The sequence below is a fragment of the Priestia sp. TRN 1309 genome (assembly GCF_050846875.1).
In the GTDB taxonomy this organism is placed as follows: domain Bacteria; phylum Bacillota; class Bacilli; order Bacillales; family Bacillaceae_H; genus Priestia; species Priestia zanthoxyli.
The window spans coordinates 801,223-827,058 of record NZ_JBOZGM010000002.1 but is presented as its reverse complement, the minus strand read 5'-3'; the positions used below and the strand labels follow the sequence as shown (position 1 = coordinate 827,058).

The 25,836-nt window shown below is 38.3% G+C and carries 25 protein-coding genes; 12 read left to right on the top strand and 13 right to left on the bottom strand.

All coding sequences use genetic code 11. The features are described 5' to 3' along the window. Positions 1 to 24 precede the first annotated feature (24 nt). The 3 genes from ACRPLQ_RS11515 to ACRPLQ_RS11505 all read right to left on the bottom strand — a co-directional run bounded on the left by ACRPLQ_RS11515 (position 25) and on the right by ACRPLQ_RS11505 (position 1,547). Complete coding sequence (locus tag ACRPLQ_RS11515; RefSeq protein ID WP_063248040.1) at positions 25 to 579, bottom strand: DUF3231 family protein; 555 nt, start codon at positions 577 to 579, stop codon at positions 25 to 27. Positions 580 to 843: 264 nt separating this feature from the next. Beyond that, entirely contained in the window at positions 844 to 1,101 is a 258-nt protein-coding gene (locus ACRPLQ_RS11510) for a hypothetical protein (protein ID WP_047751018.1), read from the bottom strand. Between the two features lie 119 nt (positions 1,102 to 1,220). Next, entirely contained in the window at positions 1,221 to 1,547 is a 327-nt protein-coding gene (locus ACRPLQ_RS11505; protein ID WP_013056955.1) for a general stress protein, read from the bottom strand. A gap of 398 nt (positions 1,548 to 1,945) precedes the next feature. Between ACRPLQ_RS11505 and ACRPLQ_RS11500 the strand changes: the two genes are divergently transcribed. Next, complete coding sequence (locus ACRPLQ_RS11500; RefSeq protein WP_432235993.1) at positions 1,946 to 2,209, top strand: hypothetical protein; 264 nt, start codon at positions 1,946 to 1,948, stop codon at positions 2,207 to 2,209. A 105-nt stretch (positions 2,210 to 2,314) separates the two neighbouring features. Here ACRPLQ_RS11500 and ACRPLQ_RS11495 read toward each other — a convergent pair whose 3' ends face one another. The 5 genes from ACRPLQ_RS11495 to ACRPLQ_RS11475 all read right to left on the bottom strand — a co-directional run bounded on the left by ACRPLQ_RS11495 (position 2,315) and on the right by ACRPLQ_RS11475 (position 5,163). Further along, positions 2,315 to 2,728, bottom strand: coding sequence for a hypothetical protein (locus ACRPLQ_RS11495; RefSeq protein ID WP_205689760.1), 414 nt, complete (start codon positions 2,726 to 2,728; stop codon positions 2,315 to 2,317). A gap of 131 nt (positions 2,729 to 2,859) precedes the next feature. After that, positions 2,860 to 3,408, bottom strand: coding sequence for a hypothetical protein (locus ACRPLQ_RS11490; protein WP_432235992.1), 549 nt, complete (start codon positions 3,406 to 3,408; stop codon positions 2,860 to 2,862). Positions 3,409 to 3,720: 312 nt separating this feature from the next. Then, complete coding sequence (locus tag ACRPLQ_RS11485) at positions 3,721 to 4,440, bottom strand: hypothetical protein (protein WP_432235991.1); 720 nt, start codon at positions 4,438 to 4,440, stop codon at positions 3,721 to 3,723. 265 nt (positions 4,441 to 4,705) lie between these two features. Continuing rightward, positions 4,706 to 4,918, bottom strand: coding sequence for a hypothetical protein (locus tag ACRPLQ_RS11480; protein ID WP_432235990.1), 213 nt, complete (start codon positions 4,916 to 4,918; stop codon positions 4,706 to 4,708). Then, a complete protein-coding gene (locus tag ACRPLQ_RS11475; RefSeq protein WP_432235989.1) occupies positions 4,915 to 5,163 on the bottom strand; it encodes a hypothetical protein in 249 nt (82 codons plus the stop codon). The genes ACRPLQ_RS11480 and ACRPLQ_RS11475 overlap by 4 nt, the downstream gene beginning before the upstream one ends. A 184-nt stretch (positions 5,164 to 5,347) precedes the next feature. Here ACRPLQ_RS11475 and ACRPLQ_RS11470 point away from each other — a divergent pair, with 184 nt between their 5' ends. Genes ACRPLQ_RS11470 through ACRPLQ_RS11460 form a run of 3 tightly spaced genes read left to right on the top strand, consistent with a single transcriptional unit; the run spans position 5,348 to position 8,233 of the window. After that, positions 5,348 to 6,052 carry a glycosyltransferase family 2 protein gene (locus ACRPLQ_RS11470; RefSeq protein WP_432235988.1) on the top strand — a complete coding sequence of 235 codons (705 nt, stop codon included), beginning with the start codon at positions 5,348 to 5,350 and terminating at the stop codon, positions 6,050 to 6,052. Continuing rightward, the gene (locus ACRPLQ_RS11465) at positions 6,045 to 7,184 is read left to right on the top strand and encodes a glycosyltransferase (protein WP_432235987.1); all 1,140 of its coding nucleotides are present in this window, start codon (positions 6,045 to 6,047) and stop codon (positions 7,182 to 7,184) included. Before ACRPLQ_RS11470 ends, ACRPLQ_RS11465 begins: the two co-directional genes overlap by 8 nt. Further along, the gene (locus tag ACRPLQ_RS11460; RefSeq protein ID WP_432235986.1) at positions 7,181 to 8,233 is read left to right on the top strand and encodes a polysaccharide pyruvyl transferase family protein; all 1,053 of its coding nucleotides are present in this window, start codon (positions 7,181 to 7,183) and stop codon (positions 8,231 to 8,233) included. The genes ACRPLQ_RS11465 and ACRPLQ_RS11460 overlap by 4 nt, the downstream gene beginning before the upstream one ends. Before the next feature lie 71 nt (positions 8,234 to 8,304). On the opposite strand, the gene ACRPLQ_RS11455 is transcribed toward ACRPLQ_RS11460, so the two are convergent. From ACRPLQ_RS11455 to ACRPLQ_RS11445, 3 genes are all read right to left on the bottom strand, one after another. After that, complete coding sequence (locus tag ACRPLQ_RS11455; protein WP_432235985.1) at positions 8,305 to 8,760, bottom strand: hypothetical protein; 456 nt, start codon at positions 8,758 to 8,760, stop codon at positions 8,305 to 8,307. A 79-nt stretch (positions 8,761 to 8,839) separates the two neighbouring features. After that, positions 8,840 to 9,298, bottom strand: coding sequence for a hypothetical protein (locus tag ACRPLQ_RS11450; protein WP_432235984.1), 459 nt, complete (start codon positions 9,296 to 9,298; stop codon positions 8,840 to 8,842). A gap of 98 nt (positions 9,299 to 9,396) precedes the next feature. After that, positions 9,397 to 9,861, bottom strand: coding sequence for a hypothetical protein (locus tag ACRPLQ_RS11445; RefSeq protein ID WP_432235983.1), 465 nt, complete (start codon positions 9,859 to 9,861; stop codon positions 9,397 to 9,399). 334 nt (positions 9,862 to 10,195) lie between these two features. On the opposite strand from ACRPLQ_RS11445, the gene recQ reads away from it, so the two are divergent. The 6 genes from recQ to ACRPLQ_RS11415 all read left to right on the top strand — a co-directional run bounded on the left by recQ (position 10,196) and on the right by ACRPLQ_RS11415 (position 20,759). Then, the gene (gene recQ / locus ACRPLQ_RS11440; protein WP_165636015.1) at positions 10,196 to 12,331 is read left to right on the top strand and encodes a DNA helicase RecQ; all 2,136 of its coding nucleotides are present in this window, start codon (positions 10,196 to 10,198) and stop codon (positions 12,329 to 12,331) included. 108 nt (positions 12,332 to 12,439) lie between these two features. Then, positions 12,440 to 13,822 (top strand): sigma 54-interacting transcriptional regulator, encoded by a 1,383-nt coding sequence (locus ACRPLQ_RS11435; RefSeq protein WP_165636016.1) that lies wholly within the window; start codon positions 12,440 to 12,442, stop codon positions 13,820 to 13,822. A gap of 217 nt (positions 13,823 to 14,039) precedes the next feature. Next, the gene (gene speB, locus ACRPLQ_RS11430; RefSeq protein ID WP_432235982.1) at positions 14,040 to 15,023 is read left to right on the top strand and encodes an agmatinase; all 984 of its coding nucleotides are present in this window, start codon (positions 14,040 to 14,042) and stop codon (positions 15,021 to 15,023) included. 82 nt (positions 15,024 to 15,105) lie between these two features. Then, complete coding sequence (locus ACRPLQ_RS11425; protein ID WP_432235981.1) at positions 15,106 to 16,554, top strand: aldehyde dehydrogenase family protein; 1,449 nt, start codon at positions 15,106 to 15,108, stop codon at positions 16,552 to 16,554. 20 nt (positions 16,555 to 16,574) lie between these two features. Then, the gene (locus ACRPLQ_RS11420) at positions 16,575 to 17,936 is read left to right on the top strand and encodes a purine-cytosine permease family protein (protein ID WP_432235980.1); all 1,362 of its coding nucleotides are present in this window, start codon (positions 16,575 to 16,577) and stop codon (positions 17,934 to 17,936) included. 210 nt (positions 17,937 to 18,146) lie between these two features. After that, on the top strand, positions 18,147 to 20,759 hold the full coding sequence (locus ACRPLQ_RS11415; protein ID WP_367078235.1) for a helicase-related protein: 2,613 nt from the start codon (positions 18,147 to 18,149) through the stop codon (positions 20,757 to 20,759). A 138-nt stretch (positions 20,760 to 20,897) separates the two neighbouring features. Here the strand turns inward: ACRPLQ_RS11415 and ACRPLQ_RS11410 are convergent, their stop codons facing one another. Continuing rightward, positions 20,898 to 21,056, bottom strand: coding sequence for a hypothetical protein (locus ACRPLQ_RS11410; protein WP_328180135.1), 159 nt, complete (start codon positions 21,054 to 21,056; stop codon positions 20,898 to 20,900). A gap of 327 nt (positions 21,057 to 21,383) precedes the next feature. Between ACRPLQ_RS11410 and ACRPLQ_RS11405 the strand changes: the two genes are divergently transcribed. Next, entirely contained in the window at positions 21,384 to 22,304 is a 921-nt protein-coding gene (locus ACRPLQ_RS11405; protein WP_025752322.1) for a 1,4-dihydroxy-2-naphthoate polyprenyltransferase, read from the top strand. Positions 22,305 to 22,345: 41 nt separating this feature from the next. On the opposite strand, the gene ACRPLQ_RS11400 is transcribed toward ACRPLQ_RS11405, so the two are convergent. Further along, entirely contained in the window at positions 22,346 to 23,521 is a 1,176-nt protein-coding gene (locus ACRPLQ_RS11400) for an alanyl-tRNA editing protein (RefSeq protein WP_432235979.1), read from the bottom strand. 110 nt (positions 23,522 to 23,631) lie between these two features. On the opposite strand from ACRPLQ_RS11400, the gene ACRPLQ_RS11395 reads away from it, so the two are divergent. Continuing rightward, positions 23,632 to 25,779, top strand: coding sequence for a YhgE/Pip family protein (locus tag ACRPLQ_RS11395; protein WP_432235978.1), 2,148 nt, complete (start codon positions 23,632 to 23,634; stop codon positions 25,777 to 25,779). The last annotated feature ends 57 nt before the right edge of the window (positions 25,780 to 25,836 follow it).

Here is a 25,836-nt window from a genome sequence, read left to right as displayed (position 1 = left end):
TATGCTGTTTTACCTAAGAACACTTCAATTAGAGTTATGAGGGGCTCCAGGTGGATAATAATAAGGGGGAATTTTGAGCCATCCTTTTTGCTGCATTAGAATTTTTATTTTTGATCCTAATATGACCTTTTCAGTGTGGAATTTTAACCACATTAATCCAATATCGGTTCTAATAGATTGTCCCATATTCGTGCTGCACATGACGATATTAGAGGCAATTTTTATAGATATTAAGTTAGCGATTTCAGAATCCGTGGCTTTTGCTCCTAATGGAATACTGTTAGGGTCGGATTTCGGTTTGGTAGCCGGTATTTCAGGAAGGGGAATTCCTTCTTTAATCATTAATTTTTTTAGTGTATCAATCTGAGATTCAGCCAGGTTTTTTGAGTCTTGAGCAAGCTTAAGCAGTTCACTGTTGGTTGTTGTATTAAGACAAGTTTCTAAGGCAGGTATTTCTTCCGCTAAAGCAGTGAAATACAGCCAGCATCCCATAGTCTCACCGATATGTGGGCGAGGGGGCGGATCATCTGTAGAAGAGTTCTTTATATAATCAATTAGTGTCTCAATGACGTTAATCATAACTTTTCACCCTTTATATAGTTTATGCATCTTCATTATTGCCTTCAGCAGAAAAGGATAAACACAGCTAAGAAAGGTTGCATATAAAATTGATTATGATGGGTGGAAGAAAAAGCATCCTACTCAGTAATTTATAATGGTGATGGTACCAACATCTAAAGGTATAAAAATTGTTGAAATGCTTAATAAATAGGTTGGTGCTAGAAGATAAAGTCAATAGAAAAAAATCTCCTTGCTCATCAAGAAGATTTTTTATCTTGAGTATTATACAGTTTTTCTCCGGTACTCTCTCCATAAAGAAGTTAGCTCTTCTGACCAATATTTATAATCAAATACCGTTATATTTTTGCTAGGCATAAAAACATTTAACAGCCAATTAACTCTTAATTTATCTCTGACGCCTATCGTTTTATCATTTTTACAGCAGCCTTCATCACAAGGTTTATCGTGTATCTTGTAAGGAATATTTTTAACGACCAATCCGTCTTTTACACGCTTTGTGTACTCAATTCCTATAATCAACTATATCACTCCTCGCAGTAACTCTTATCTTCATAATCATATGTAGGGATGACTTCTTTAATGAAAGGGGAAAAGGGCAGAAGACAAAAATAAAAAAGCCCTGCTGTAGGGCTTTTAGATTAAGCAACTTTTGATGCAACCACGATTACTTTGCCGTGATCTAATTCTTCTTCATAGCGTTCAGCTTCAGGCTGTGATAATCCTAATGAACGCATTTTGGCGCGAAGCTCGTCTCCTCGAGAGCGAAACACATTCGCAATCGCATCAAAAACACCTTGTTCAGAAAGGCCGATATTGTTTGTATTTGTTGCAGCTGTTAAATCCTCGGAGCGATCTTGATGGTGTGCAAGTAAATAAACTTCGTCTTTTGTAAATCCTTCACGCAAAAATTGTTCGATTGTATCTTTTGCCTGTACGCCATTTTCAACTACTTTTACATTTACCATTTCAAAAAACCTCCTTGTATGATAGACAACTTTCTCGAATACGTTGAGTAATGAAGAGAAGTTTAAATAACTTATCTCCTTGCTTTGTGTATACACGTTATTGGAAGTGATAAAACCTATTTCCAGAAATTGAGTTAAAAAGTCTAACATAGAAAAAGAGGGAAAAGCGCTGTTATTTTAAAGGAGCACATAGGGAAGAGTCAGCAGGAAGATGTTTTAGCAAGCCTAGCATTTCGCTTGCATAATTATTTTTACTTGTACGCCAAATACTACTTTTTCGGTATGAAGTTTAAGCCACAGACGTACGCACATTTTTTGAAAAATCTCTTAATATAGGACAGGCACCCGTGCACATTCCTTTCTTTTTCATATACTGATAGGGACAAAGAAAGAAGGAGATGATAGCAAAATGGGATGTTGCAAAAAAAGATTCTACGATTGTGAGGACCGTGATCACGGCAGATGCTCTCGCAAAAAAAGATGCCACAAGCATGATGACTACGACTATGGACGCAGCAGATGCTCTTGCAAGAAAAAATGCCACAAGCATGACGACTACAAATGTTCCTGCAAGAAAAAATGCCATAAGCATGACGACTATGATCCATGTTATGAGAAAAAACATCATTGTGAAGACCGCTGCGACAATGATTACCGCTTAATTGTCTTTTAATATAAAAGTAAAAATGTAGGACAAATTCCAAAAAGCCTGTATCTTAAGTAAGGAATTAAGATACAGGCTTTTTTCATACATAAAAAATAAAAGCTTAAGATGAAAGACGTTCTTTTTGCTTTTCATACACGGAAGTGGATTCATTCCACGTATAACGACCGTCTTGCAATTGAATGGTCGCGCTGAATGGACAGTCTATTGACGTTTCTGCGTCATCTAAACTGCTTTCAAGCAAACTTTTTTTGAATCGAAGCAAATCTTCTTTCGATGCAATTCGAAAAACCATTTCTAACGTAAGATCATCATCCATTGCATTGTGTAACTGGCTGATGCTTTTGCGGAATTCTTTATTATATTGAAGCATAATTTTAATGTCTGCTACGCAAGCAACACCAAACACATCTTTCACAACAGACTCAACCGTTAACTGCGTTGTCGAAGCATACGTTGAAATATCACGCTGAGGATTTTCTAAATAATAAATCGTTTCTACAGGATGTCTCGTCATAAGCACCTCTTTCTTACTACTTATTATACAGGAAAAAAGGGCGAAACGGGGAAAAGAATTTTAGGAAGGGGTTACATAAGAAATAAAAAAAGCCCTCTTATTAAATAAGAGGGTAATAAATGTGATAGGAATTAATAAAAGTCTTTTTCGGAAAAACGGGACGAGACTTTTGCGACTGAGAGAGTGGCATTGATGGTAGTAATTGTACCGGCTGCAGCTGTAACTGTAGCTGTCACTGTTACCGTATCGCCTCTTCTTAGATAACGAAGGAATGATGCTGTAGCTGTACCAGCAGTAGGAGTAATAGTTTGAGTGAAGCCTCCAACGTTAATCGTATACGTAACAGTTGGGGGAACAGCAGCATTAGAAGTGAAGAATGATGTAAATGAAATAAAATACTCTCCGCGTTCTAAAACTTCTAGACCACCAGACACAACTCGTACGTTCTCACTTGGAGATAAAAGGTTAAGTGTTAGTGGAGTGGTTACAGCTGCTCCTGTTCCTACTACTGTGGTTGTACCTGTTACTGTGCCAAATGCAGGTCTATCATCAAAATCTGGTCTCTCACAATCATCGTCACAGTGTCTGTTGCAGTGATGTTTATGCCAATCATTATCACAGTGGTGTCTATATTCGTCGTCAGAACTACCTTTTAAATATTTTTTGTAATAATATGACATGCTTTCACCTCATTTTCAATTTGAAGGTTTTCACCTTCTAGTATAGTAAATGCAGGAGGTGAAGGTTTTGCAATGGACAAGTGTTTATGTAGAGGAAATTGTTCTAATTCTAAACTTTGAATAGTCCATTTTATTGTTTTTACCACTCTGAATTTTGTAATTCAGGATCCTAATTCTTTGAAAATTTATTTATATATACCATCACTAATATAGCGCCTAAGAGAATATTAAAGTTAAGGAAATAGTAAAAAACTCACTACTTTTTAACAACTATCAGTAGTGAGTTTTTTATTTCAGGTATTTATTGACGATTTAGTCGTTAGCTTCAATTTCACTAGCTGTTAAAGTGTAACTAGAGATATTATTAGGAGTAAGAGTAACTCCAGATTGAGCAAGTGGAACGAATGATACTACTCCAGCTGCTGTAGCTGTTGGGAATACAGTACCTGTTGGGAAAGGTCCAAGGTTAATGGTTGCAAAGTATTCATTTTCTCCTAAGTCAGGATCAGTATCTACAGCGTGAATAGTAGTAACAATAGGTTCAAATGGGATGCTAAGTAACGGAGTTGCAATCCCTAAGACCTGTATTGCTGCGAATGCACTAGAATCAGTCTTTTCGGAAATTAAAACAGTTCCTGATGAACTTTTTCTCCAGATTCTAAAAGTCGCTGGTACTGCTAAAGGAAGAGCGACACCTGCACCACCTAATAAAGTTCCGATTGCAGTTATAAGAGTAGCTACTAGAGTTGTTAAAGTAAAGGCAGTTGGTTGCCATTGTACCGTTAGGTCTAGGGCTACCCGGTCATCACGATCGTCAGCGCAAACTTCTACTTCAGCAAATGCGTTAGCTAAATTAGGAAGTCCAGTAAAGGAAAGTGGAACTGAAGGAGCTTGAGCTACATCAAATTCCGTTAGTAAACCGTTTTCTTCTTCTTCTTTCTCATAATGCTTGTGATATTCCATCTTGCAATCATCTTTGCACTCATGTTTCTTGTGCTCGCCTTTAATATACTTCTTGTCATAATATGACATAAACTTTCACCTCCGAGTTATTTAAGAGGTTTTTTAAGCCTCTTGATATATATAATGCTAAAGTTCAATAAGGTGGACTAGGTTACCGTCTAAAATTATAAAAAAGGGCGTTTGGCTAGTTTTAATATGATTATCATGTTAAAACTAGCCACAGCTAAAAAAGATAAGCTGTTTTTAAATTTTTAACACGATAAAAAATATATCTGAGATTTTATAAAAGTAGAGATAATCTTTGTTAACTGGGAAGCTAGAAATTAATCGTAAGTTAAAGCTGTACTTTAATAAAATTCACAGAAGAAAGAGCAATAAATACACTTCGATTTTCTCTTTCATAACCTATTACGGTTTCTTCTAATTCAATCAAACCATTTTCGAATTTTATTAACACTCCTTCAAAAAGCGCACTGTCAGTAGCGATCTCTAGAGTTAGTCCAATAGATTGAAGAAGCTGAGTTGCTAAGAATCCCGAAAAATTCATTGTAAATCACCACCTTCATTTAATGGAATTATTCCATTAATAGTAGCTAATGGAATATAAACAAAATTATTTTCTGACTGTTTTAATACAACGTAATCAAAAGGTATTTTAAAAAAAGCTCCGGTTTGTACAACTTCTCCTGTTATAGAGCCAAACGCGGTAATGATTTCTACGCTTGAATTTATGGCAGTGGTAAGTAACTCCCGAAATTGAGAAATTTCTTGTGCTGATAAAATATGTGCCATTCCAAATCATTCCTTTCATTTTTAATGATACATTTCAATATATTCAACAAGCCCTCTGTTGACAGGGACAAACTTCCTATATTTAAAAAAAGGGTGGGATTTTAAGCACATCATAAAAGATTCAAGATTACTTGTCTCACCTTTCAAAGTCCATTGCATATAAGTAATGTGAGGTGAAAATAAAATGTTATATGAACGGACTATAGGACTAGTGAGCGTAGTAGTAACCTGCCATAATATCTCATCTTTCATTAAAGAATGTTTAGATGGTTTATTAAAACAAACTTATAGTAATATAGAAGTTATTTTAGTGAATGATGCATCTTTGGATAATACAAGCAAGGTAATAAAAGAGTGGATAAAAGACAATAATCCTCCTTTTCCAGTTGAGCTTATTGATTTGCCGCGGAATGTTGGATTTTCAGGCGCTTTAACAACTGGCTATTTTTTAAGTAAAGGAGAGTATATTGCAGTGCATGATGGTGATGATATATCACATCCTGAACGATTAGAAAAGCAGGTAGCTTATTTACAGAAACATCCTGAAATTGAGGTGCTAGGGTCAAGCTATGCTTATTTTCACGATGGGAATTTTCAAGAATTCAGGAAAGAAAACTGGCTTCGGTACGGAAAAAACATTCGCGAATTATATGCAAAAGGTGGACACTGCGTGTGTCATGGCACGCTTCTGTTTCGAGGTGAAGTGTTTGACAAAATAGGAGGGCCAACACGCAGAATTAAAGGCGCTGAAGACTATGAATTTATTGCAAAATGCTTAAATGCCAAGCTGAATGTAGAAAACTTACACGACGTTTTATACTATTATCGTTTCCATTCAAAACAGCGTTCTCAAGAATTTTATAGAAAGGAAGCTACAAAAGATGAGTAATGAATCTCTGCGTATACTAATGGTTTTAGACAGCATTGAAGTAGGCGGCACGGAAACGCATGTATTCAGTTTAGCTAAAGAAATGCTTAAAAAAGGCATTCACATCGTCATTGCTGGAAACAAAGGAAGAATGATAGATAAATTTCATGAATTAGGATGTCCCGTTTATGAAGTTGCTTTTCCTTATACATTAAATATAGAAGAAGAAAAGAGAAATGAGTTAATCAGCCAAGTTGATCAAATTATGGAACAAGAAACTATTTCTCTTGTTCATGCTCATCAAACTCCTTCAGCATACCTTACCTTTTCAGTTGCAAAAGAAAGAAGAATCCCTACCATTTTCACAGTCCACGGCACGTATTACCCTAAAAGTGAATTACTCAAAGTAGTAGAGTTAGCTTCAGCCACCATATGCGTTAGTCCTCCAGTATACGAGTATGTTCAAGAAGAAACGTCTGTCGAGCCAATTTTAATTGCTAACGGAATTGACACAGAAGAATACAGCGAAAGGGATGTAACGGAGTTAAAAGCTCAATTGAACATCCCTAAAGAAGCATTTGTTTTGTTGTACAGCAGCCGGATCAATTGGACGAAGGCTAATATTTGCATGATGCTGCTTCGGGCGTGCAAAGATGTTAAGCTGTCAAAGGCTCCTCATCTTCACGTTGTGGTAGTAGGAGACGGTCCTCGCTTTAAAGATCTCCAAAGTTTAACCGACTTAATTCATCGAACGTGCAAAGATTCATTTATTCATCTTGTAGGTGAAAAACAAGATATGCAGCACTATTATCCCATAGCAGATTGTGTGGTAGGAACAGGTCGAGTAGCGCTTGAAGCAATGGCTTGTACTAAGCCTGTGCTAGCCGTTGGCAATCATGGCTATTTTGGATTGGTAGATGAAGGTGAGTATGACAATGCGTGGCACTATTATTTCGGAGATCATAACTCTCGCCACGCCTGCAGTCGATTTACGTTGGCTCGTGACTTAGGTACTATTATTGCTTCTTCTGAACAGCTTAAAAATATTGGACTTCAGTCAAGAGAATGGATTTTAAATAAATTTGATGTAACAAAAGTAACAGAGGAGTTAATAGAGTTATATGTTGATAAACTAAAGGATGAGACAACATGAAAAAAGTGCTGTATATAGGCTGGATTGGGTTTGGGAATTTAGGAGACGAACTGCTTTGGCATGTGTTTAAAGAGCTGAGTGAACAGTATTACAGCGAAGATGAAATTGAAATTACTCCGTCTTTTCTAGGTGTTGATTTTAAAAACGTAGAGCCTTACGATACGGTAGTTTTAGGAGGAGGCTCTCTATTACTTCCTGGTTATCTTCAAGTCTTGCAAAAAGCAGCTGATCTAGGAAAAGATATTCTAATTTGGGGAAGCGGAATGGACTGGGTTGAAAAAGAACAGCTAGATAAAATGCTGGCAGGAGAAAATATTTCTTTACGGAAGCTATTTACTGAAAAAGACGGCGAGCTAATGAAAGACGTTTTTAATCGCACATCTTTTGCAGGGATAAGAGGGCCGCTTGCTAAAAAAGCGTTAGAAGCAATAGGAGTCGATACTAAAAAAATACGCATTATTGGAGATCCTGGCTTACTGTTAAGTGCTAATAGTGTGAGTGATAAAAAAGAAAAAATCATTGGTGTCAACTGGGGAACTACGTATAACCGTTTATATGGAGGAAATGAGCTGGCAGTTGAAGATGCCCTAGCAAGCGCTTGTAAGAAACTAATTCAACAAGGATACAAAATAGCTATCTATCTTGTTTGGGGAAGCGATAAAGCTTCTTGTCAAAGACTGTTTGATAAAATTAACGATCCAGAACATGTAGTATTTGATGAAAAGCAGTATAAAGAACAAGAATTGATGTCTATCTTATCTTACTACACTATGACGATTAATTTTAAGCTTCATGCAAACATACTATCATTAGCAGCAGGGGTACCGTGTGTGGCACTTGGATATCGTTTTAAAGTATTCGATTTAGCCTCCTCATTAGAAATAGAAAAGTGCATTGTATCTACTGATTCAAATAGTTTAGAGCAAGATATTCTCACAAGAATTGCATATATTGACGAAAATGCTTCAAGTATTATAGGAAAGTATAAAAATAGTGAAGCTCTCTATCGTCCTATGTTGACGGAGCCTTTTATTCAAAAGTTAATATAAAAAGCAAAGCAAGTAATTTTTTACGTTACTTGCTTTGCTTTTAGTTAGTGCTAATAAAGTTTAGTATAAAATTATTCTTCAACTTTTACCACTGTTAATACCCCTGCCACTATACCAGTAATGGGCAAGATCGCTGTATTAGTGACATTTACATATATAATATCGCCTCTTCTCAAACATACTAGTTCTGAGTAATTAGCTGATCCAGTTCCAGTTAGTGCTGTGCCAGAAAAATCGGGAGAGAAGATTGAAAAAGTGAGAGTGGTTGCAGTATTTGGGAAAAATGCACTGAACGTGATAAAATATTCTCCGTCTTCTTCAATTGTAATTCCACCATTAGGAGCAACATTAACTTTAGTAGTATCCATTAGAAAAGTAGTGAAGGGGAGTCTGACTGTTGAATTTGCTGGAATGGTTGAAAGAGTTCCCGCTACTACTTTAGCTATAGGGTTATCTTTTTTCTTGTTTTTTAGGAAATTATTCCCACTTTTTCTTTTGACGAAATTGATTTCACTATGTTCTGACATATCATAATCACCTCCTAGTTAATTTAGAAAGAAGGGGAGTTCAATAAAGTCCTACTTATAAATAGGAATGACCGTAGGCTCAATCTTCAACTTTTGCTACGATTAATATTCCTGTAGCAAAGGTAACAGCAGCAGTAGATGATATTGTTACATACACGGTATCACCTGCTCGTAAACAGACTAATTCTGCTAGAGTAGCTATTCCAGCGCCAGTCAGAGCTGTTCCAGAGAAATTAGGTGTAAAAATGGAAAAAGTAACAACTGTTCCAGCAGCTGCTGCAAAAGTACTATCAAAAGAAATAAAATATTCACCGTCTTCTTGCACCGTTATTCCACCATCTTGGGGGATTTTGATACATGGAGTTTTAAATAACACTGTAGTAAGAGGTAATCTGATAGGAGGATTTGCTGTTCCGGCTCCGAGAACACCAGTAACTTTTCCTACTATAGGAGTTCCATCATTCTCTGTGTTTTCGATATAATAACTTTCTTTTTCGCAACATGCTTCATGGGTGTTTTTATTAGAAGGGTAAGTCATATACATCACCTCCTTGCATTCAATATAAAGTTGCCAGGTGTTGTTGATTGAAATAAAAAAGCCGATGGGTTCTCTAACAGAAAAACTGCACGGAGTATTTATTCAGGGATTTTAGCAACAGTTAATAAAGCCCCTACAAATGATAAAGTTGCGCTAGGAGTTACTATTACATATACCGTATCGCCTCTTCGTAAGTGAACTAAAGTTGAAAAGGTAACAGCTCCGGGGCCTAGAGGGCTAGTTGCAGTTCCTATTAATTCTGGAGCATAAATAGAAAAAATTACGGGTGCTGTGGAGGGTGTATATTGGGCATTAAATGAAATGAAATATTTTCCATATTCTAGCACTGTAACACCGCCATCTTGCGGAATTTCCACTCCTGGAGTTCGAAATAAAATGTTAGTAAGGGGTATCCGAGTAGCTATACCCGCCGGCACGCTAGCTGTCCCGAGTCCTAAATTTCCATTTAAATAAGCAATCACTGGTTCATGATCACAACACTCTTCTTCGACTACATGATCGCAGCAATCTTCACCACTATGTTTGTCATAATTAGAAGACATAATTAAATCACCTCCTGTTTTATAAAAATAGGTCGTTCTTATATATATAATGCACTAACGCCCTACTTTGAAAGGGACAACCGACTAGATAAGCAGCTCTCCTTCAAAAAACAGTAAAATAGTATCCCTAATAAAACAGATTATGGGTAGACAATTTTACTATAAATATTTTTGATATCACTGCTGTGTAGGCACCGTTACTTTGATAGGTATTCTAGCTAACGAATTCTGTGCAACTTCCCCCAAGATTTGATAAGATAAAACTCTACGTCTTAATTTCTTCTAATGAATCCCTCAACTACTATTTCTACTTATTTTAAAGGAGGACGCTATTTTGCAATTTGAACAAGCTTTAACACATTTACAGTCCTATTTTGGCTATGATTCATTTCGAAAGGGACAGGAAGAGTCGATTCGTTATGTTTTAGAAGGACACAATACCGCTTGTATTATGCCCACGGGAGGAGGAAAATCACTTTGTTATCAGATTCCTTCATTGCTTTTAGAAGGCACGACACTGGTTATTTCTCCGTTGATTTCTTTGATGAAAGACCAAGTGGACACGCTGAACGCAGCTGGTATTCCGGCTACGTATATCAACAGCTCGCTGACGCACACGGAGGTACAGCAGCGCTTAGAAGAAGTAGCGCTCGGGGAATATAAGCTACTTTATGTAGCGCCGGAACGACTGGAGTCTCCGCAGTTTTTAGAGCAGCTCCAAATGCTTCCTATTCCGCTTGTAGCGGTAGATGAAGCGCACTGTATTTCACAGTGGGGGCATGATTTTAGACCGAGTTACTTACGCATCAATGAACTAATCAGCAAGCTGTCTAATGCGCCGATTGTGATGGGACTGACGGCTACTGCAACGCCTCAAGTGCGTGAAGATATTTGCAGAGCTCTTCATATTAACGAAGAGTACACGGTGATGACGGGATTTGAACGTGAAAATTTATCGTTTGCGGTTGTGAAAGGTCAGGATCGAATCAGTTACATCAATCAATATATTCGTAAAAATGACCAAGAAGCAGGCATCATTTATGCCGCTACGCGTAAAGATGTTGAAGAGCTTCACGCTAGATTGCAAAAATCAGGAGTTAACGTATCAAAATACCATGCTGGTATGAACGCAAACAGCCGTGATGAAGAGCAAAATCGCTTTCTTCAAGATGATGTTCAGGTAATGATAGCCACGTCTGCGTTTGGAATGGGGATCGATAAATCCAATATTCGATTTGTTCTTCACTATCAGCTTCCGAAAAATATGGAAAGCTATTATCAAGAAGCAGGACGTGCTGGTCGTGACGGACTTCCAAGTGAGTGTATCGTGCTTTATTCACCTCAAGATATTCGCGTGCAGCGCTTTTTGATTGAACAGTCAACGTCGAATCCTAAAAAGCAGATTCAAGATCTTGAAAAGCTGCAAAGTATGGTGAACTACTGTCATACAGAAGGATGTTTGCAGGCGTATATTCTTCATTATTTTGGAGAAAGTGAAGCGCATGAGTGCGGCCGCTGCAGCAACTGTACGGATGATCGCGTGGAAATAGACGTAACGGTCGATACGCAAAAAGTGTTATCTTGTATGATTCGTATGGGCGAACGTTTCGGTAAAATGATGATTGCTCAAGTATTAACGGGTTCTCGAAATAAAAAAGTAGTTGATTTTGGTTTTGATAAACTGAAAACGTACGGCGTCATGAGCGACCGGTCGGCTAAAGAAGTGAGCGATTTTATTGAGTATTTGATTTCAGAGCAGTTTATTTTGGTAGGACAAGGGTCATTTCCTACTTTATCCGTAGCGGCCAAAGGAAAAGGCGTGCTTCTTGGTACGGAAAAAGTGATGAGAAAAGAACAAATGGAAGTGAAGCAAATTGTCCAAGATGACGAACTGTTTGCTCATTTGCGCTCCGTTCGAAAGCAGCTAGCAGACGAAGCCGGCGTGCCTCCTTTTGTCATTTTCTCAGACGACACTCTTCATGATATGTGTACAAAACTTCCGGTAACTCTTGAACAGTTCGCCACTGTAAAAGGAGTGGGAGAACAAAAACAAGAGCGATACGGAGAACGATTCACTTCTGAAATCAAACAGTTTTGTGAAGAACATCCAGACCGAAAGCGCGAAGTGTCAGCGCCTGCTCCGAAAAAAGCAAGAGCTTCATCAAAAGAAGGCTCTCACTTAATGACGTATGAGCTATTTCAGCAAGGAAAATCGTTAGATGAAATTGCTGCAGAACGTGAATTGAGCCGCATTACCATTGAAAACCATTTGTTTAAATGCGCAGAAGAAGAAAAAGAAATCGACTGGTCGCCTTTTCTTTCGGATGAAGACGAACAGCAAATTTTACAGGTCGCTTCGTCAGTAGGCGATGAAAAGTTAAAGCCAATCAAAGAAGAATTACCTGAAAACATCACTTATTTTATGATAAAAGTAGCTCTATTTAAACAAAAAATGAAGCAGCTATCGTAAACAAAAAGCTCCTATTAAAGGAGCTTTTTGTGTTGAGTAAGCGAGTTTACTGATAAAATAATAGGTGTAAATGTTAGAAAAATCAGATTACATAAAAAGGAGGACTGAATGGAGATGATTGAACGAGAGCTTGAAGCTATTTTGCATGCTTCTCACGACAATATCGTGATCACTGATGAAAAAGGGTGTATTTTACGAGCAAGTCAAAACTGCCGTGATATATATGGATACGATGTGTCAGAGTTGGTCGGGCAAACCGTCTACGAATTGCAAGACCGCGGGATATTTTCACCTTCCGTTACGATTGAAGTGCTAAAGAAAAAGAAAGAAGTACAGCTGATGCAACAAACAGAAACGGGTAAAGTTGTAATGGCAACCGGTATTCCCGTGTATGATGAACATCAGTGTATGAAAAGAGTCATTAGCTTTTCGCATGATTTAACAGAGCTTCAGCGCTTAAAAGAAGATTATCAGCAGCTCGAAGTGAAAATGAAAACATATCAGCTCGAAGTGGAAGAGCTTCGGGAACAGCAGTCAAATGATATGGTCATACGAAGTGAATCGATGAAAAAGGTATGGTCTATTATTAATCGCGTGGCAGACAGCGATGCAACGGTTGTGCTGCTAGGTGAATCGGGTGTTGGTAAAACGGCTTTTGCTCGTGCTTTACACTATGGAAGTGAACGAAAAGAAGAGCCGTTTATTGAAATCAACTGCGGAGCCATTCCAGCTAGTTTGTTTGAATCTGAAATGTTTGGCTACGAAGCAGGATCTTTTACAGGTGCAAGTACAAAAGGGAAAACAGGAAAGTTTGAATTAGCTCATAACGGCACGCTTTTTTTAGATGAAATAGGAGAGCTGCCTCTTGATATGCAAGTGAAGCTGTTAAAAGTGCTGCAAGAAAAAACAGTCACCAAAATTGGAAGTGAACGAGCCAAACACGTAAACTTCAGGCTAATTGTAGCAACCAATCAACCGCTTGAGGAAATGGTCAAAAAAGGAACGTTTCGCGAAGATTTATTTTATCGCTTGCACGTTATTCCGATTACTATTCCTCCGCTTCGCGAGCGAAAAGAAGACATCACAGCACTGCTTTATCACGTGTTACATAAACAAAATGAAAAATATAGCATGAAGAAATTTTTTCACGCAGAAGCATTAAATCTGCTTCTTGAACATCCGTGGCCCGGAAATGTGCGCGAACTTGAAAATACAATTGAACGCCTCGTGTTAACAACGGATGAAAACAGCATCTCGCCTCAAGATCTCCCGTTTTATTCAGAAAATAGCAGCAGTGAAAAAGATGAATGGGAGTCTCTTGACACGTTAACCTCTCAGGGAATGACGCTTCAGCAAGCACTTGCAGAAGTGGAGAAAAACTGGCTGATTCGCGCTTATCGTCAGTGTCAAACAACGTATGAAATGGCAAACACATTAGGAATCAGCCAGCCTACGGTCGTAAGACGTTTACGAAAGTACAATATAAAATAATGAGATTTTAATTCAAAATGAATTAACTGATTCAATACTGAATCAGTTTTTTTGTTTTGATTCTATTATGAATTAAAAATCCTCCATAATTGCACGGAATAAGGTAATAAAAATTGGCATGCATTTTGCATTAATAAAAAGTATCTAAATAAAAAGCGTCAGTATCCAACATGTTGATACGGTGCTAATGAATGAAACCCACTAGGAGGAATAAATTATGCCAAAATATCAGCCGAAAAATTCATTTGAATCTCCGCGTTTTTGCGGACCACGTACATTTATGAGACTTCCTTACGTAGAACAAGTAAATGCAGAGATGGATTTTATCATAACGGGCATTCCATTTGATTCAGGTCAATCTTTTCGAACAGGAGCACGTTTTGGACCGGAAGCTATTCGAGATTTCTCCATTTTGCTTCGCCCGTATAACCCAGAACAAAAGATTAATATTTTTGATTACATCTCAGGCGTGGACTACGGTGATTTGTCAGTTGTTCCCGGATATATTTTAGAAACATATAAAAAAATTGAAGAAGGGCTAGCACCGGTTGTGAATGAAGGAATTATTCCTATTTCACTGGGCGGTGATCATTCGATGACCCTTGGTGAACTTCGTGCCATCGCGAAAAAGCACGGACCGGTAGCGCTTATCCAGTTTGATGCTCATTCTGATACGTGGGATAGTTATTTTGAACAAAAATACAATCACGGTACGGTATTCAGACGAGCAATTGAAGAAGGGTTAATAGACGTGTCGCGCTCGATTCAAATCGGTATGCGAGGCGGTCTGTACGGCATTGAAGATTTAGAAGATGCAAAGAACTTAGGTTTAGCTCTGTATACGACAAATGAATATAAAAAAATGGGCGTTGATAGAATGCTAGACATTATTCATGAGCGTGTAGGGGAAGGACCCGTGTTTTTATCGTTTGACATTGATTTTTTAGATCCAGTTTACGCGCCGGGGACAGGAACGCCTGAGGTCTCAGGTGCAAGTATTGACGATGCGCTTCAATTCGTTCGAGGCTTAACAAATATTGATTTTGTCGGTTTTGATTTAGTAGAAGTACTGCCAGCTTATGATCATGGCCAAATTACAGCAGCGGCGGCCGCTAATATTGTCTATGAATTTATCACGCTTATTGCGTTAAGAAAAAAAGCAAAAGAAGAAGAAGCGCTGTTAGTGAAAGCACGCGACTGAATATAAGCAAGACGGTAAAAGTGGGAAGGTACTATTATCTTCCCACTTTTATATAAGAGTTCTCTATAAGGAGTGTTTGACTATGAACGGGCAAGCAAATGTAAAAATAGATAAGAAACAAACAAAACCATGTAAAAGAGAAATAATCAACCCAGCGACCAATAAGATTATAGCGGAAGTATTTGATTCGTCGCTTCAACAAGTAGAAGAAGCGGTAGGTAAAGCAAAACAGGCTTTTGAACAAAGTGAATGGAAGAAAAATAAATCACTGCGTGTAGAGGTGCTTACGAAACTAGCAGACTTATTAGAAAATGAAGCGAGTATATTCGCTGAAACAGAAACATTAAATACTGGCAAACCGATAAAAGAAGCGCAGTTAGATATTGAAGATACAATTAATTGTTTAAGATATTACGCACATTTAATAGAGGAAAATCAGCCGTGGACAAAGAACATGTTCGACGACACAAACAGTAAAATCATTCAAGAACCTATTGGGGTATGCGCGCTAATCGTTCCTTGGAATTTCCCTTTGCTGCTTGGCATGTGGAAGCTGGCTCCTGCATTAGCAGCTGGAAATACGGTGGTGTTTAAGCCGTCAGAATTAACGCCGCTTTCTTTTTTAAAGTTAGCTTCACTATGTAAAAAAGCTGGTATACCAGAAGGCGTGTTTAATTTACTTACAGGAGACGGTGAAGTGGGAAGTGCCCTTGTTGAACACAATGACGTAGCCAAAGTCTCTTTTACAGGAGGATCAGAAACAGGCAAACGTATTTATCAGCAGTGTGCAAAAGAAATGAAAAGAGTTTCGCTTGAACTGGGAGGGAAATCTCCGCTTCTTATTTTTGAAGATAGCGAAATTGATATTGCGGTAGACTGGACAATGTTTGGCTCGTTTTTTAATCAAGGACAAGTGTGTGTAGCTTCATCGCGTATACTCGTACACGAATCTATTTATAACTCGTTTCTTTCTGCTCTTACGGAGGCTGTTGCTGCTATAAAAATTGGTAATCCGTTAAGAGAAGAAACGGAGATGGGTCCGGTTATTAGCAAGGAGCATCTGAATAAAATACAGAGTTTTATTAAGCTAGGTCAAGAAGAAGGTGCGAATTTATTAACAGGAGGAACGTTAATTGACTGCGAAGGTGGAAACTATATAACGCCAGCGGTGCTCGTTGACGTGGAGCAGCATATGAAAATCGTCCAAGAAGAAATATTTGGTCCCGTCATTACCGTTCAATCTTTTTCAAGTGAAGAAGAAGCCATAGCACTTGCTAACGGTACGAGATTTGGTTTAGCTGCAGGGATTTTAACGAATGATGTAGAGAAAGCAGAGCGAGTTGCTGAACAGCTTCAAGCGGGAACGATTTGGATCAACGGCTACCATACGCCTCATATTGAAACGGCTTGGGGCGGTTTTAAAGAAAGCGGCATTGGCCGGGAGCTAGGTCCATCAGGATTAGCTGCTTTTACTGAAATAAAACATGTGAATACAAATTCCAAGTTAGCTCGAGCCAATTGGTATCAATAAAAGTGAAAGGTGGAAAAGGAATGACAACAAAAAGTGGTCTCGCCCATGATGATGTGCAGCCGATTGCAATGAATAAAAGAAGTATGGGCTTCTTCTCTACATTTTCCATGTGGATAGGAGCCAATGTGGTAGTAACGACCGTTTTTACGGGAATGCTGTTTGTACCCGATATGACATTTTTAAAGGCATTATTCATTATCGTGCTTGGCTCTTTAGTCGGTGCCATACCGCTCGTGCTGATGGGGAATATCGGAACTCGAACCGGTCTTCCAACCATGGTTTTGATGAGACCTGCTTTTGGACAAAGAGGAGCTATGCTTCCTGCTGCTGTTAATCTTATTACATTAATAGGATGGGCATGGATTCAAGCCTACATGGCAGGGCTAAGTTTAAATCATGCCGTCACCTTTTTGACTGGTTACAGCAACATCAATCTATTTACAATTCTTACTCAAGTACTAGTAGTAGCTATTTCTATATACGGACACAAAGGCATTGAAGCAACGGAAAAATTAGTAGCTACGCTTATGGTCATTTTAGCAACCGTTGTGTTTAGCTATTTGTTTATCGAATTTGATGCAGCAAAATTAATTCAAATGAAAGCAAGTGAAAATCCTGGTATTACAGGAATGTTAGCTTTTGATATTGTAGTAGCTACAGCTTTTACGTGGATTCCTATTGTTTGCGATTATAACCGAAACTGTAAATCTGAAAAAACGGGAATTGCGGGAACTTATTTAGGCTATAACGTTGCGACTTTGATTGCGATGGGATTAGGAGCAACGGTTTCCGGCTTTTCAATTCTCGGAAATATGACGCAAACGTATGACCCGGTAAATTTAATTGGCGCATATAGCCCGCTGTTGGGATTAGTAGCAGCCATCGTCATTTTTTTATCGGTGTTGTCAACCAACGTAATGGTACTGTATAGCGCAACAATGTCTTATTTGTCTATTTTTCCAAAGCAGCGCTTTTGGATACCGGCACTAACGATGGGAGTTGTCACAGTCCTAGGTTCTTTATTAAAAGAGTGGTTAATGACAAATTTTCAAAGCTTTTTGCTTATGATCGGCGTCTTATTTGTTCCTATTATTGCGATTGTTCTTGTTGATTACTATATCATTCGCCGAAAACACTATGACATTTCAGCTATTTTAGATAAGGAAAATAAAATATATTGGTATACAAAAGGATTTAACCTTCATGTGTATCTATCATACGTAGTGGGGGCTGTATTTGCCTACTATTTTACGTACGTTCACCCGCTAGCCACAGGAGCAACAATCTTAGCTTTTTTATTTACAGGTGTTTTACACGTATCGTTCACCAAGCTTTCGCAGCTCTCCATCACTTACTCAAAGGGAATCGACAAAAATGCTTGATAGATATTCAAAAAAGACTGAATTATCTAAAATATACCGAAAGCTCCTGTTTAAAGGAGCTTTTTATTTTGAAAATAGGTGAGAAATAAGCAAAAGCATGGGGAAGAGAAGTTCTTAATCTAGCTTCAAATAAAGTGGTAACAATGTATTTGATTCTATAAGGGGTCTTTTCTATAATAAATGTAGGAAAACTTTCCAAAGGAGAATTTTATGCTCGAATTAGAGGCTATTCAAAGCAGGGCCATTGAAAAAACTAAGCATACATTGCTACAGGATATAAAAAGCGTATTAGGTGAACAAGACGAATGTCCGGATTTAGAGACGTATTTAACAGACAGGCACTCTTTTATTAAAAAAGCCTGGGGGACTGCGTGGAGAAAAATAGCTGTTTCTTCTGTATCTAAGAAAAACAGAAGATCGTATTTAACAGAAAGAGGCTTTGAGATAAAAGGATATAAACCTCAAGCTATCGATAAGTTATTTGCTAAAGAAACGAGAAAAGGTATAGAATTTGATGCTTTTTCTTGGTTAGAAAAGCAGTACGGAAAGGGCAATAAAGCAGAGTGGCTATCTCTATACGGAGAAGCAAGAGCTGAATTTGCCAAAAAAGAAGAAGAAAGAAAAGAGAAAGAAAGACAGCAAAGTATTAATGATCGAAAAGCCAGATATCAATTACAGTTAAATTTAGAAGCAGCTCCTATTTTGGAAGTAAACAAAGAGCTGTATTACCTACATATAAGAGAACAGCTTTCACATCAGCTATCAAAAGACATTGAAACAAACTCAAAGTATATTGAAAACTATGCGCCGCATACTGAGCTTGAAGATGAATTAATAGAAAACGGTGATTTAACACGTCATGATTATGAAACGGTTCATGACTTTTTTCAAGAGCTCACCGGGAACGTAAGCTCAGAATTAGACAGGTATTCAACGATTATCTTGTTTGAAACGTATGAAGATGTATACGAGGTATTTATCACGGATAAGATTTATGAAATCATTCCAACTATGATTATGGATGACCTTCCTGCTTCATTTAAAGAAGAGTATAAATCTTATACAAATGATTCAGTAACACGAATGGATATTATAAAAGCACTCAGAAGTGATTTATCGGATTTGGTCTATGAATATAAAAGAATGCTTGTAGAAGAAAAGCTTTCCGATGTACTAGAAGTTTCAGATCACAACTTAACGATCGAAGAGCATAAAAAGCGATATGCACAGCAGCTGGAAGAAAGACGATTACAACAAGAACGTGAACGTGAAGAAAAGAACAAACTGATTGAAGAAGAACAGCGACAGTTAAATTATATTTTTGGTGCAGAATACGAAATGGATCCAAGAAAAGAAACGGAATACATTCTTCATCTCGGTGATACAAACACAGGAAAAACGTATACGGCATTAAAGTCATTAAAGAAAGCTGCTTCGGGTAGTTACTTAGCGCCGCTTCGCCTGTTAGCTTTAGAAGTCTTTGAAAAGCTGAACAAAGACGGAGTTGCTTGTTCGTTAAAAACAGGTGAAGAAGAAAAGATTGTTGAAGATGCTCAGCACATGGCCGGTACGGTAGAAATGTTTAGTGAATTAGAACATGGCGATGTAACCGTAATTGATGAAGCACAGATGATTCAAGACCGAGATCGGGGGTTTTCATGGTATAAAGCCATAACGAGAGCTAATGCCAAACAAGTTCATGTGATCGGAAGTTTAAGCATTCGAAGTATGTTAGAAGAGATGTTAGACGGTGTAATCTCAGAAATTTATGAGTATGAAAGAGATATACCTTTAAAAGTAGATCTTCGAAATTTCAAAATTGAACAAGTGAAACCCGCAGATGCTTTAATTGTTTTCTCACGTAAAAAAGTGCTTCAAACAGCGGCTAAGCTAGAAAAAGATGGTCACAAAGTGAGCGTGATTTATGGAAGTATGCCGCCTGAAACAAGAAGAAAACAAATTGAGCAGTTCATTAATAGAGAAACAACTGTCATTGTGTCTACAGATGCGATTGGAATGGGATTAAACCTGCCGATTAGACGAATTGTGCTTTTAGAAAACATGAAATTTGATGGGCAAAAACGGAGATTGCTGACTTCTCAAGAGTTAAAGCAAATTGCAGGTCGTGCTGGAAGGAAAGGCCTCTATAATGTTGGAGAAGTTGCGTTCGCTAAAGATGCCAAGCAAATGAGAGAACTGTTATTTTCAACAGATGAGCAAATCAGCAGATTTTCAATTGCGCCTACTTCGGATATGCTAAGAAGATTTAAAGAATATCATCATGACCTCGGAACGTTTTTTGACATGTGGGCTAAATTTAAAAATCCAAAAGGTACACAAAAATCAAATCTGGCACAAGAACGTGAGCTTTATGAGGAAGTGAAAGACACGCTGATTGAAGCGAAAATGCCCATTGTTGATTTATATGGTTACTTGCAGCTGCCGTTTTCAGCAAAAGAAAGCTCTTTGAAAAAGCAGTGGGTGGCTAGCATGAATGCAATTGTTAACAGAGAAGAATTACCTGAACCAAGGATAATAGAAGGTTCACTGGAAAAATTAGAGCTGTCTTATAAGGCGATTGGCCTGCATCTTTTATTTTTATATCGAATGGATAGAAGACCGGAAGCTATTTACTGGGAGCGTGTCCGAGAAGAGCTTACAAACAAAATACATGACGTATTAAGAAAAGATATGAAAAAATTTAAAAGAACGTGCAGTGCGTGTTCTAAAGACCTTCCTTGGAATCATGATCATGCGATATGCGATTCATGTTTTCATAAAAGATTTCGCAGAAGACACGGGGACGACGGTTTTAATTACTAAGATGTAGTGATAAAAAAAGAGGCTTGTATGAACGTATGTTAGTTAAAGGAAGATCCGAACGAGTTCGATTCTCGATTGAGAATCCAATTCGTTCGGCTTTTTTTATTGTGAAGATAGCTTTCATGTGTTTCGTTCCTTCTAGCAGTTGATTGGAGGGCAAGGCAAAGACTCCTGCGGGAGAAGCGGAACAGGTGAGACCCCGCAGGAGCGTAAGTGACGAGGAGGCTCAGCGGCCGCCCGCGGAAAGCGACGTCTTGCACGGAAATCAACTGCGGTGTAACAAGTACCCCATACCAAATCATTTATCCTATTTGTTCATCTTTAGATGAGATTGATTTAGTTAAGTCTCAACCTCACTTTTCGTATAAGCTTTTCATCTTTTTATTATAAATTTCTGCGTCAAAGCAGATTTTTGCAGAAAAAAGGCGGAAATGTATAAGCGCTCATCTTGTAAAAAGAGCAATAAATTATTATGATATAAGATGGAACTTATATTTTAAAGGATTCCGTGATTTTTTTGTTGGGCGGACGTGTATTGTCTTAGAGTAAGTTTGCTATCATTCATTATGTTAAAAGCAGCACTTTTAAATAGAGATACGGTTCGTAATAGAAGGGAAGAGGATGATGACAAGTCATAACAAAGAAAACAAAGCTGCAGTCGAGCAGTACAGTAAAGGGAAAATTTTGTGGCAATTAACCCGTCCTCATACGTTAACGGCATCGTTTGTACCCGTTTTGATTGGAACAGTTCTAGCTATGTTTTATGGCCATGTGAACGTTTGGATGTTCCTAGCGATGCTTTTTTCATGTTTGTGGATTCAAATTGCGACGAACTTATTTAACGAGTACTATGATTTTAAACGCGGGTTAGACACAGAAGACTCCGTAGGAATTGGAGGAGCCATCGTCAGACACGGAATGAAGCCGAAAACGGTATTAAATTTAGCACTGATTTCTTATGGAATTGCTCTTATTTTAGGCGTATATATATGTGCAAACAGCAGCTGGTGGCTTGCTTTAGTTGGATTAGTAGGTATGGCGATTGGTTATTTGTATACAGGCGGACCGCTTCCGATTGCGTATACGCCGTTTGGAGAATTATTTTCAGGTCTGTGCATGGGCGCGATGTTCGTGTTGATTTCATTTTTTATTCAAACGAATACCGTAACGTCTGAAAGCATCTTTGTATCACTTCCGATTGCGATTTTAGTAGGCGCGATTAATTTGTCTAACAACATTCGTGATATAGAAGAAGATACAAAAGGCGGACGACGTACGCTAGCTATTTTATTAGGTTCTAAAAATGCGATTAGATTTTTAGCTGCTTTGTTTGGCATTGCGTATATTTGGACCGTTGCATTAGTGGTATTCTTCGATATTAGTCCTTGGATTTTCTTAGTGTTTCTTAGTGCACCTAAGCCAATTCAAGCCGTACAAGCATTTGTACGCGGAGAGCTTATTGCGATGAAAGCAACTGCTCAAACCAATACGTTTTTTGGATTTACTTTATCAATTGGGTTATTAATTGGCTATTTAGTAAGCTGATTGTGTTGAAAAAGCCTGTCTTTTTAAAGACAGGCTTTTTGTTATGCTCCAGTTATTTTTTCTTTTACGGCGTTAATAAATGCGTTCATATTTTCAGAAGATGAAAAGCTGGCTTGAGCTTGTTTTGGTCCGCCGCCGCCTTTTCCATCGTAAAGCGGAAGCAGCTCTTTATAAAGCTCTCCGCATTTTACCTCACTGCCGCTGTGAGCCAGTAAGACTTTTTGATCACTTGAAAAAGTAAAAAGAAGCGTCGTATCAGGCGTTTGAAGCAGCTGCTTTGTCAAAGCTTGCACATCTTTTAATGTACGGTTTTCAAAGTGATGGTACAGAAATGATCCTTCTTTTTTTGCTTCTAATTCATTTGCTAAAAAAGCTGCATTTTCATTTTTTAATTCTTCTAGTTGTTTTTGCAGCTCTTTTTGTTCAGTCTCCAATTTTTTAATTCGTTCTACAACTAATTCACGGCTTGTGCTGAATTTATTGCTAAGTTCTGCTACGATTTCTTGAGACTGCTGATAATCAGCTAATGCACGCATACCGCATTTAAAAAAGAGGCGTGTATTGCCGCGCTGCTTTTCCGTTTTCGTAAGTTTAATAAGGCCAAGCTCTCCAATTTGGTTCATATGAGTACCGCAGCAGGCAGAAACATCAATGCCTTCAATTTCTACGATGCGTACCACTTCGTCTTCTAGCTCGGGCACTTTGCGAAGCGCAAGAGTATGTAAGTCTTCCTTTTTCACTTCGTACGTTTTAATGGGGCGGTTGCTGTAAATAGCATTGTTTACAACTTTTTCAATGTGTAATAGCTGCTCATGAGATAACTGAGGTACATTTAAATCGATAGAGACTGCTTCGCTTCCTAAGTGAAAGCTAACGGTGTGAATATCATATGTATCGATTAATAGAGCCGAAAGTAAGTGCTGTCCGCTATGCTGCTGCATATGATCAAAGCGGCGGTGCCAATCAATTTCACACGTGACGTTCGTTTGTGCAGGCAGTGTATCGACGAGATGATAGACTTCTCCATTTTCTTCGTAAACATCTTTTACGTCGATTCCGGCAATAGTACCGTAGTCAGAAGGCTGTCCGCCGCCTTCTGGATAAAAAGCGGTTTGTTTTAACGTTAATGCGTAGCCAGTTGAAAGAGCGCGCGTCTCTGTCACTTCTGTTTCCCACGTTTTTATGTAGGGATTGCTATAATAAAGTCTTTCTGTCATGTTCATCATCCTTTCTACTAAAACCATATCTAACTTTTTCTATAGTATCAGAAATATGTTTCTTCGAACATGGATAAGCTAACTTGTAATAATAAAACTGGGTGGGACATATGAAAAATACTGTTTATATTTATACGCGTGACTTAAAAAGGATTTTTACCAATTGGGCGATGATTATCATTGTGCTGACGCTTATGATTCTGCCGTCTTTTTACGCATGGTTTAATATAAAAGCATCTTGGGATCCATATGGGCGGACTGAAGGTATTGCCATTGCAGTAACGAGCGAAGACGAAGGTTCTACGATAAGAGGGCAGCACGTAAACGTGGGAAAAGATATTATTGCAACGTTAAAGAAAAATAAAACGCTTGGATGGACGTTTGTCTCCAAAGAAAAAGCTGATCACGGAGTAAAGCACGGAGACTATTATGCAAGTATTGTTATTCCAAAAGATTTTTCACAAAAGCTTGGTACCGTTCTTCAAGATCGTTTGGAAAAGCCGGTCATTATTTACAAAGTAAACGAAAAAATAAACGCCGTAGCGCCTAAAATTACAAGCAAAGGAGCCAGCAGCTTAACACAACAGATTAGTGAAAAATTCGTCAAAACAGCGAATGGAGCCATTTTTTCTGTTTTTAACGAACTCGGTATTACCCTGCAGCGGGATTTACCGACCATTCAACAAGTTGAACAACGGATTTTTGAGCTTGAAAATCGTCTTCCTGAAATTAAAAAAGTAATTAATGAAGCGAATGACACCACTCAAAAAGCTGGAGCTATTGTATCGAAAGCTCAGGCCGCTCTTCCTGAAGTAGAGAGATTAACAGCTGACGGCGCACAGATGACTCAGCAGCTAAACACTTTTTTAACCAAAAGCGATGAAGTGTTAAAAAACGCTGAGCCAACGATCAGCGAAACGCTGCACCGTGTTCAACAGCGAGCTCTCGGAGTTCAAGAATTGAAGAATCAGCTGATGGAAAAAGATATAGCCCCGGCTGAAGTCAGCGCAGCAGCGGAACAGCTAAAAGTGCAGTTAACAAAACAAGTTGCTGACACAGGAGAAATTCTTACGCTTCTTACGGATTTAAATGCGGTGTCTCAAGGGAACGTTCTTTCACCGGTTATTAATCAAATAAAAAGTGTACATACGCTTTTACAGCAGCAGCTGTCGGATGTAAGCGACTTGCAGCAGCAAACAAAAAATGGAGGTGCACCAGATCCAAGTGTGCTTGAGAAATTCAGTTCTCGCACCGACCAAGCTGTTTCTAAATTAAATACGTTAACGAATTCGTATTCTTCTACGATTGTGCCGGCTATTGAACAAGCTATCAAAGAAGCGAAAGATAAAACAGCAAGCGCAAACGCACTGCTTGATGAAGCCAATAAAAGTATGCCGGATGTTTCGAACGTGCTGTCTAAAACAGCGAGTGGCATTTTGCTCGGACAGCAGGAGCTTGCGAAAATAACAAAAGACTTTCCGCGAATTGAACAAAACGTGCACAATATAGCGGATAAAATACGTGAATTTCAGCGAAAAGAAAACATTGAAGATATTATTAATTTGTTAAAAAACGATGTGCAAAAAGAAAGTGATTTTTTTGCTAAGCCGGTTCTTTTAAAAGAAGAAAGACTTTATCCTATTCCGAACTACGGGTCGGCTATGTCACCGTTTTATACAACGCTTTGCTTGTGGGTCGGGGCTTTGCTGTTAGTTTCAATTTTAAGCGTAGAAGTAGCGGATGAAGAGCGGTTTAAAAGCTATGAAGTCTATCTTGGAAGACTTTTAACGTTTTTGTCTATTGCTCTTGTGCAAGCTTTTATTGTGACGCTAGGCGATTTATTTTTAATCAAAACGTACGTCGTAGACAAAGTGCCTTTTATCTTTTTAGGCTTGCTGTGCAGCTTCGTGTTTATGACGATTGTCTATACGCTTGTAGCGATATTTGGCAATGCAGGAAAAGCGATGGCGATTGTTTTGCTTGTGCTTCAGCTTTCTGCTGCAGGCGGTACATTTCCGATTCAAGTCGTGCCTGCTTTTTTCCAAGCACTCAATCCGTTTTTGCCATTTACCTACGCAATAAGCATGATGAGAGAAGTTGTAGGAGGCATGTTAGCAGATATTGTAAGAAAAGATGTTACCGTTCTTCTTTGCATTTGGCTTGGCGTGCTGCTCGTTGGCATTTTTCTTCATAAGCCTCTTAGTAAAACGAGTGCAAAATTAACAAAAAAAGCGCGTGAAAGTAAATTAATTCATTAAAAAAAGGTTTTGGGTTTCCAGACAGAACAAAATGCGGTAGTGTAGATAGAAAGGAGT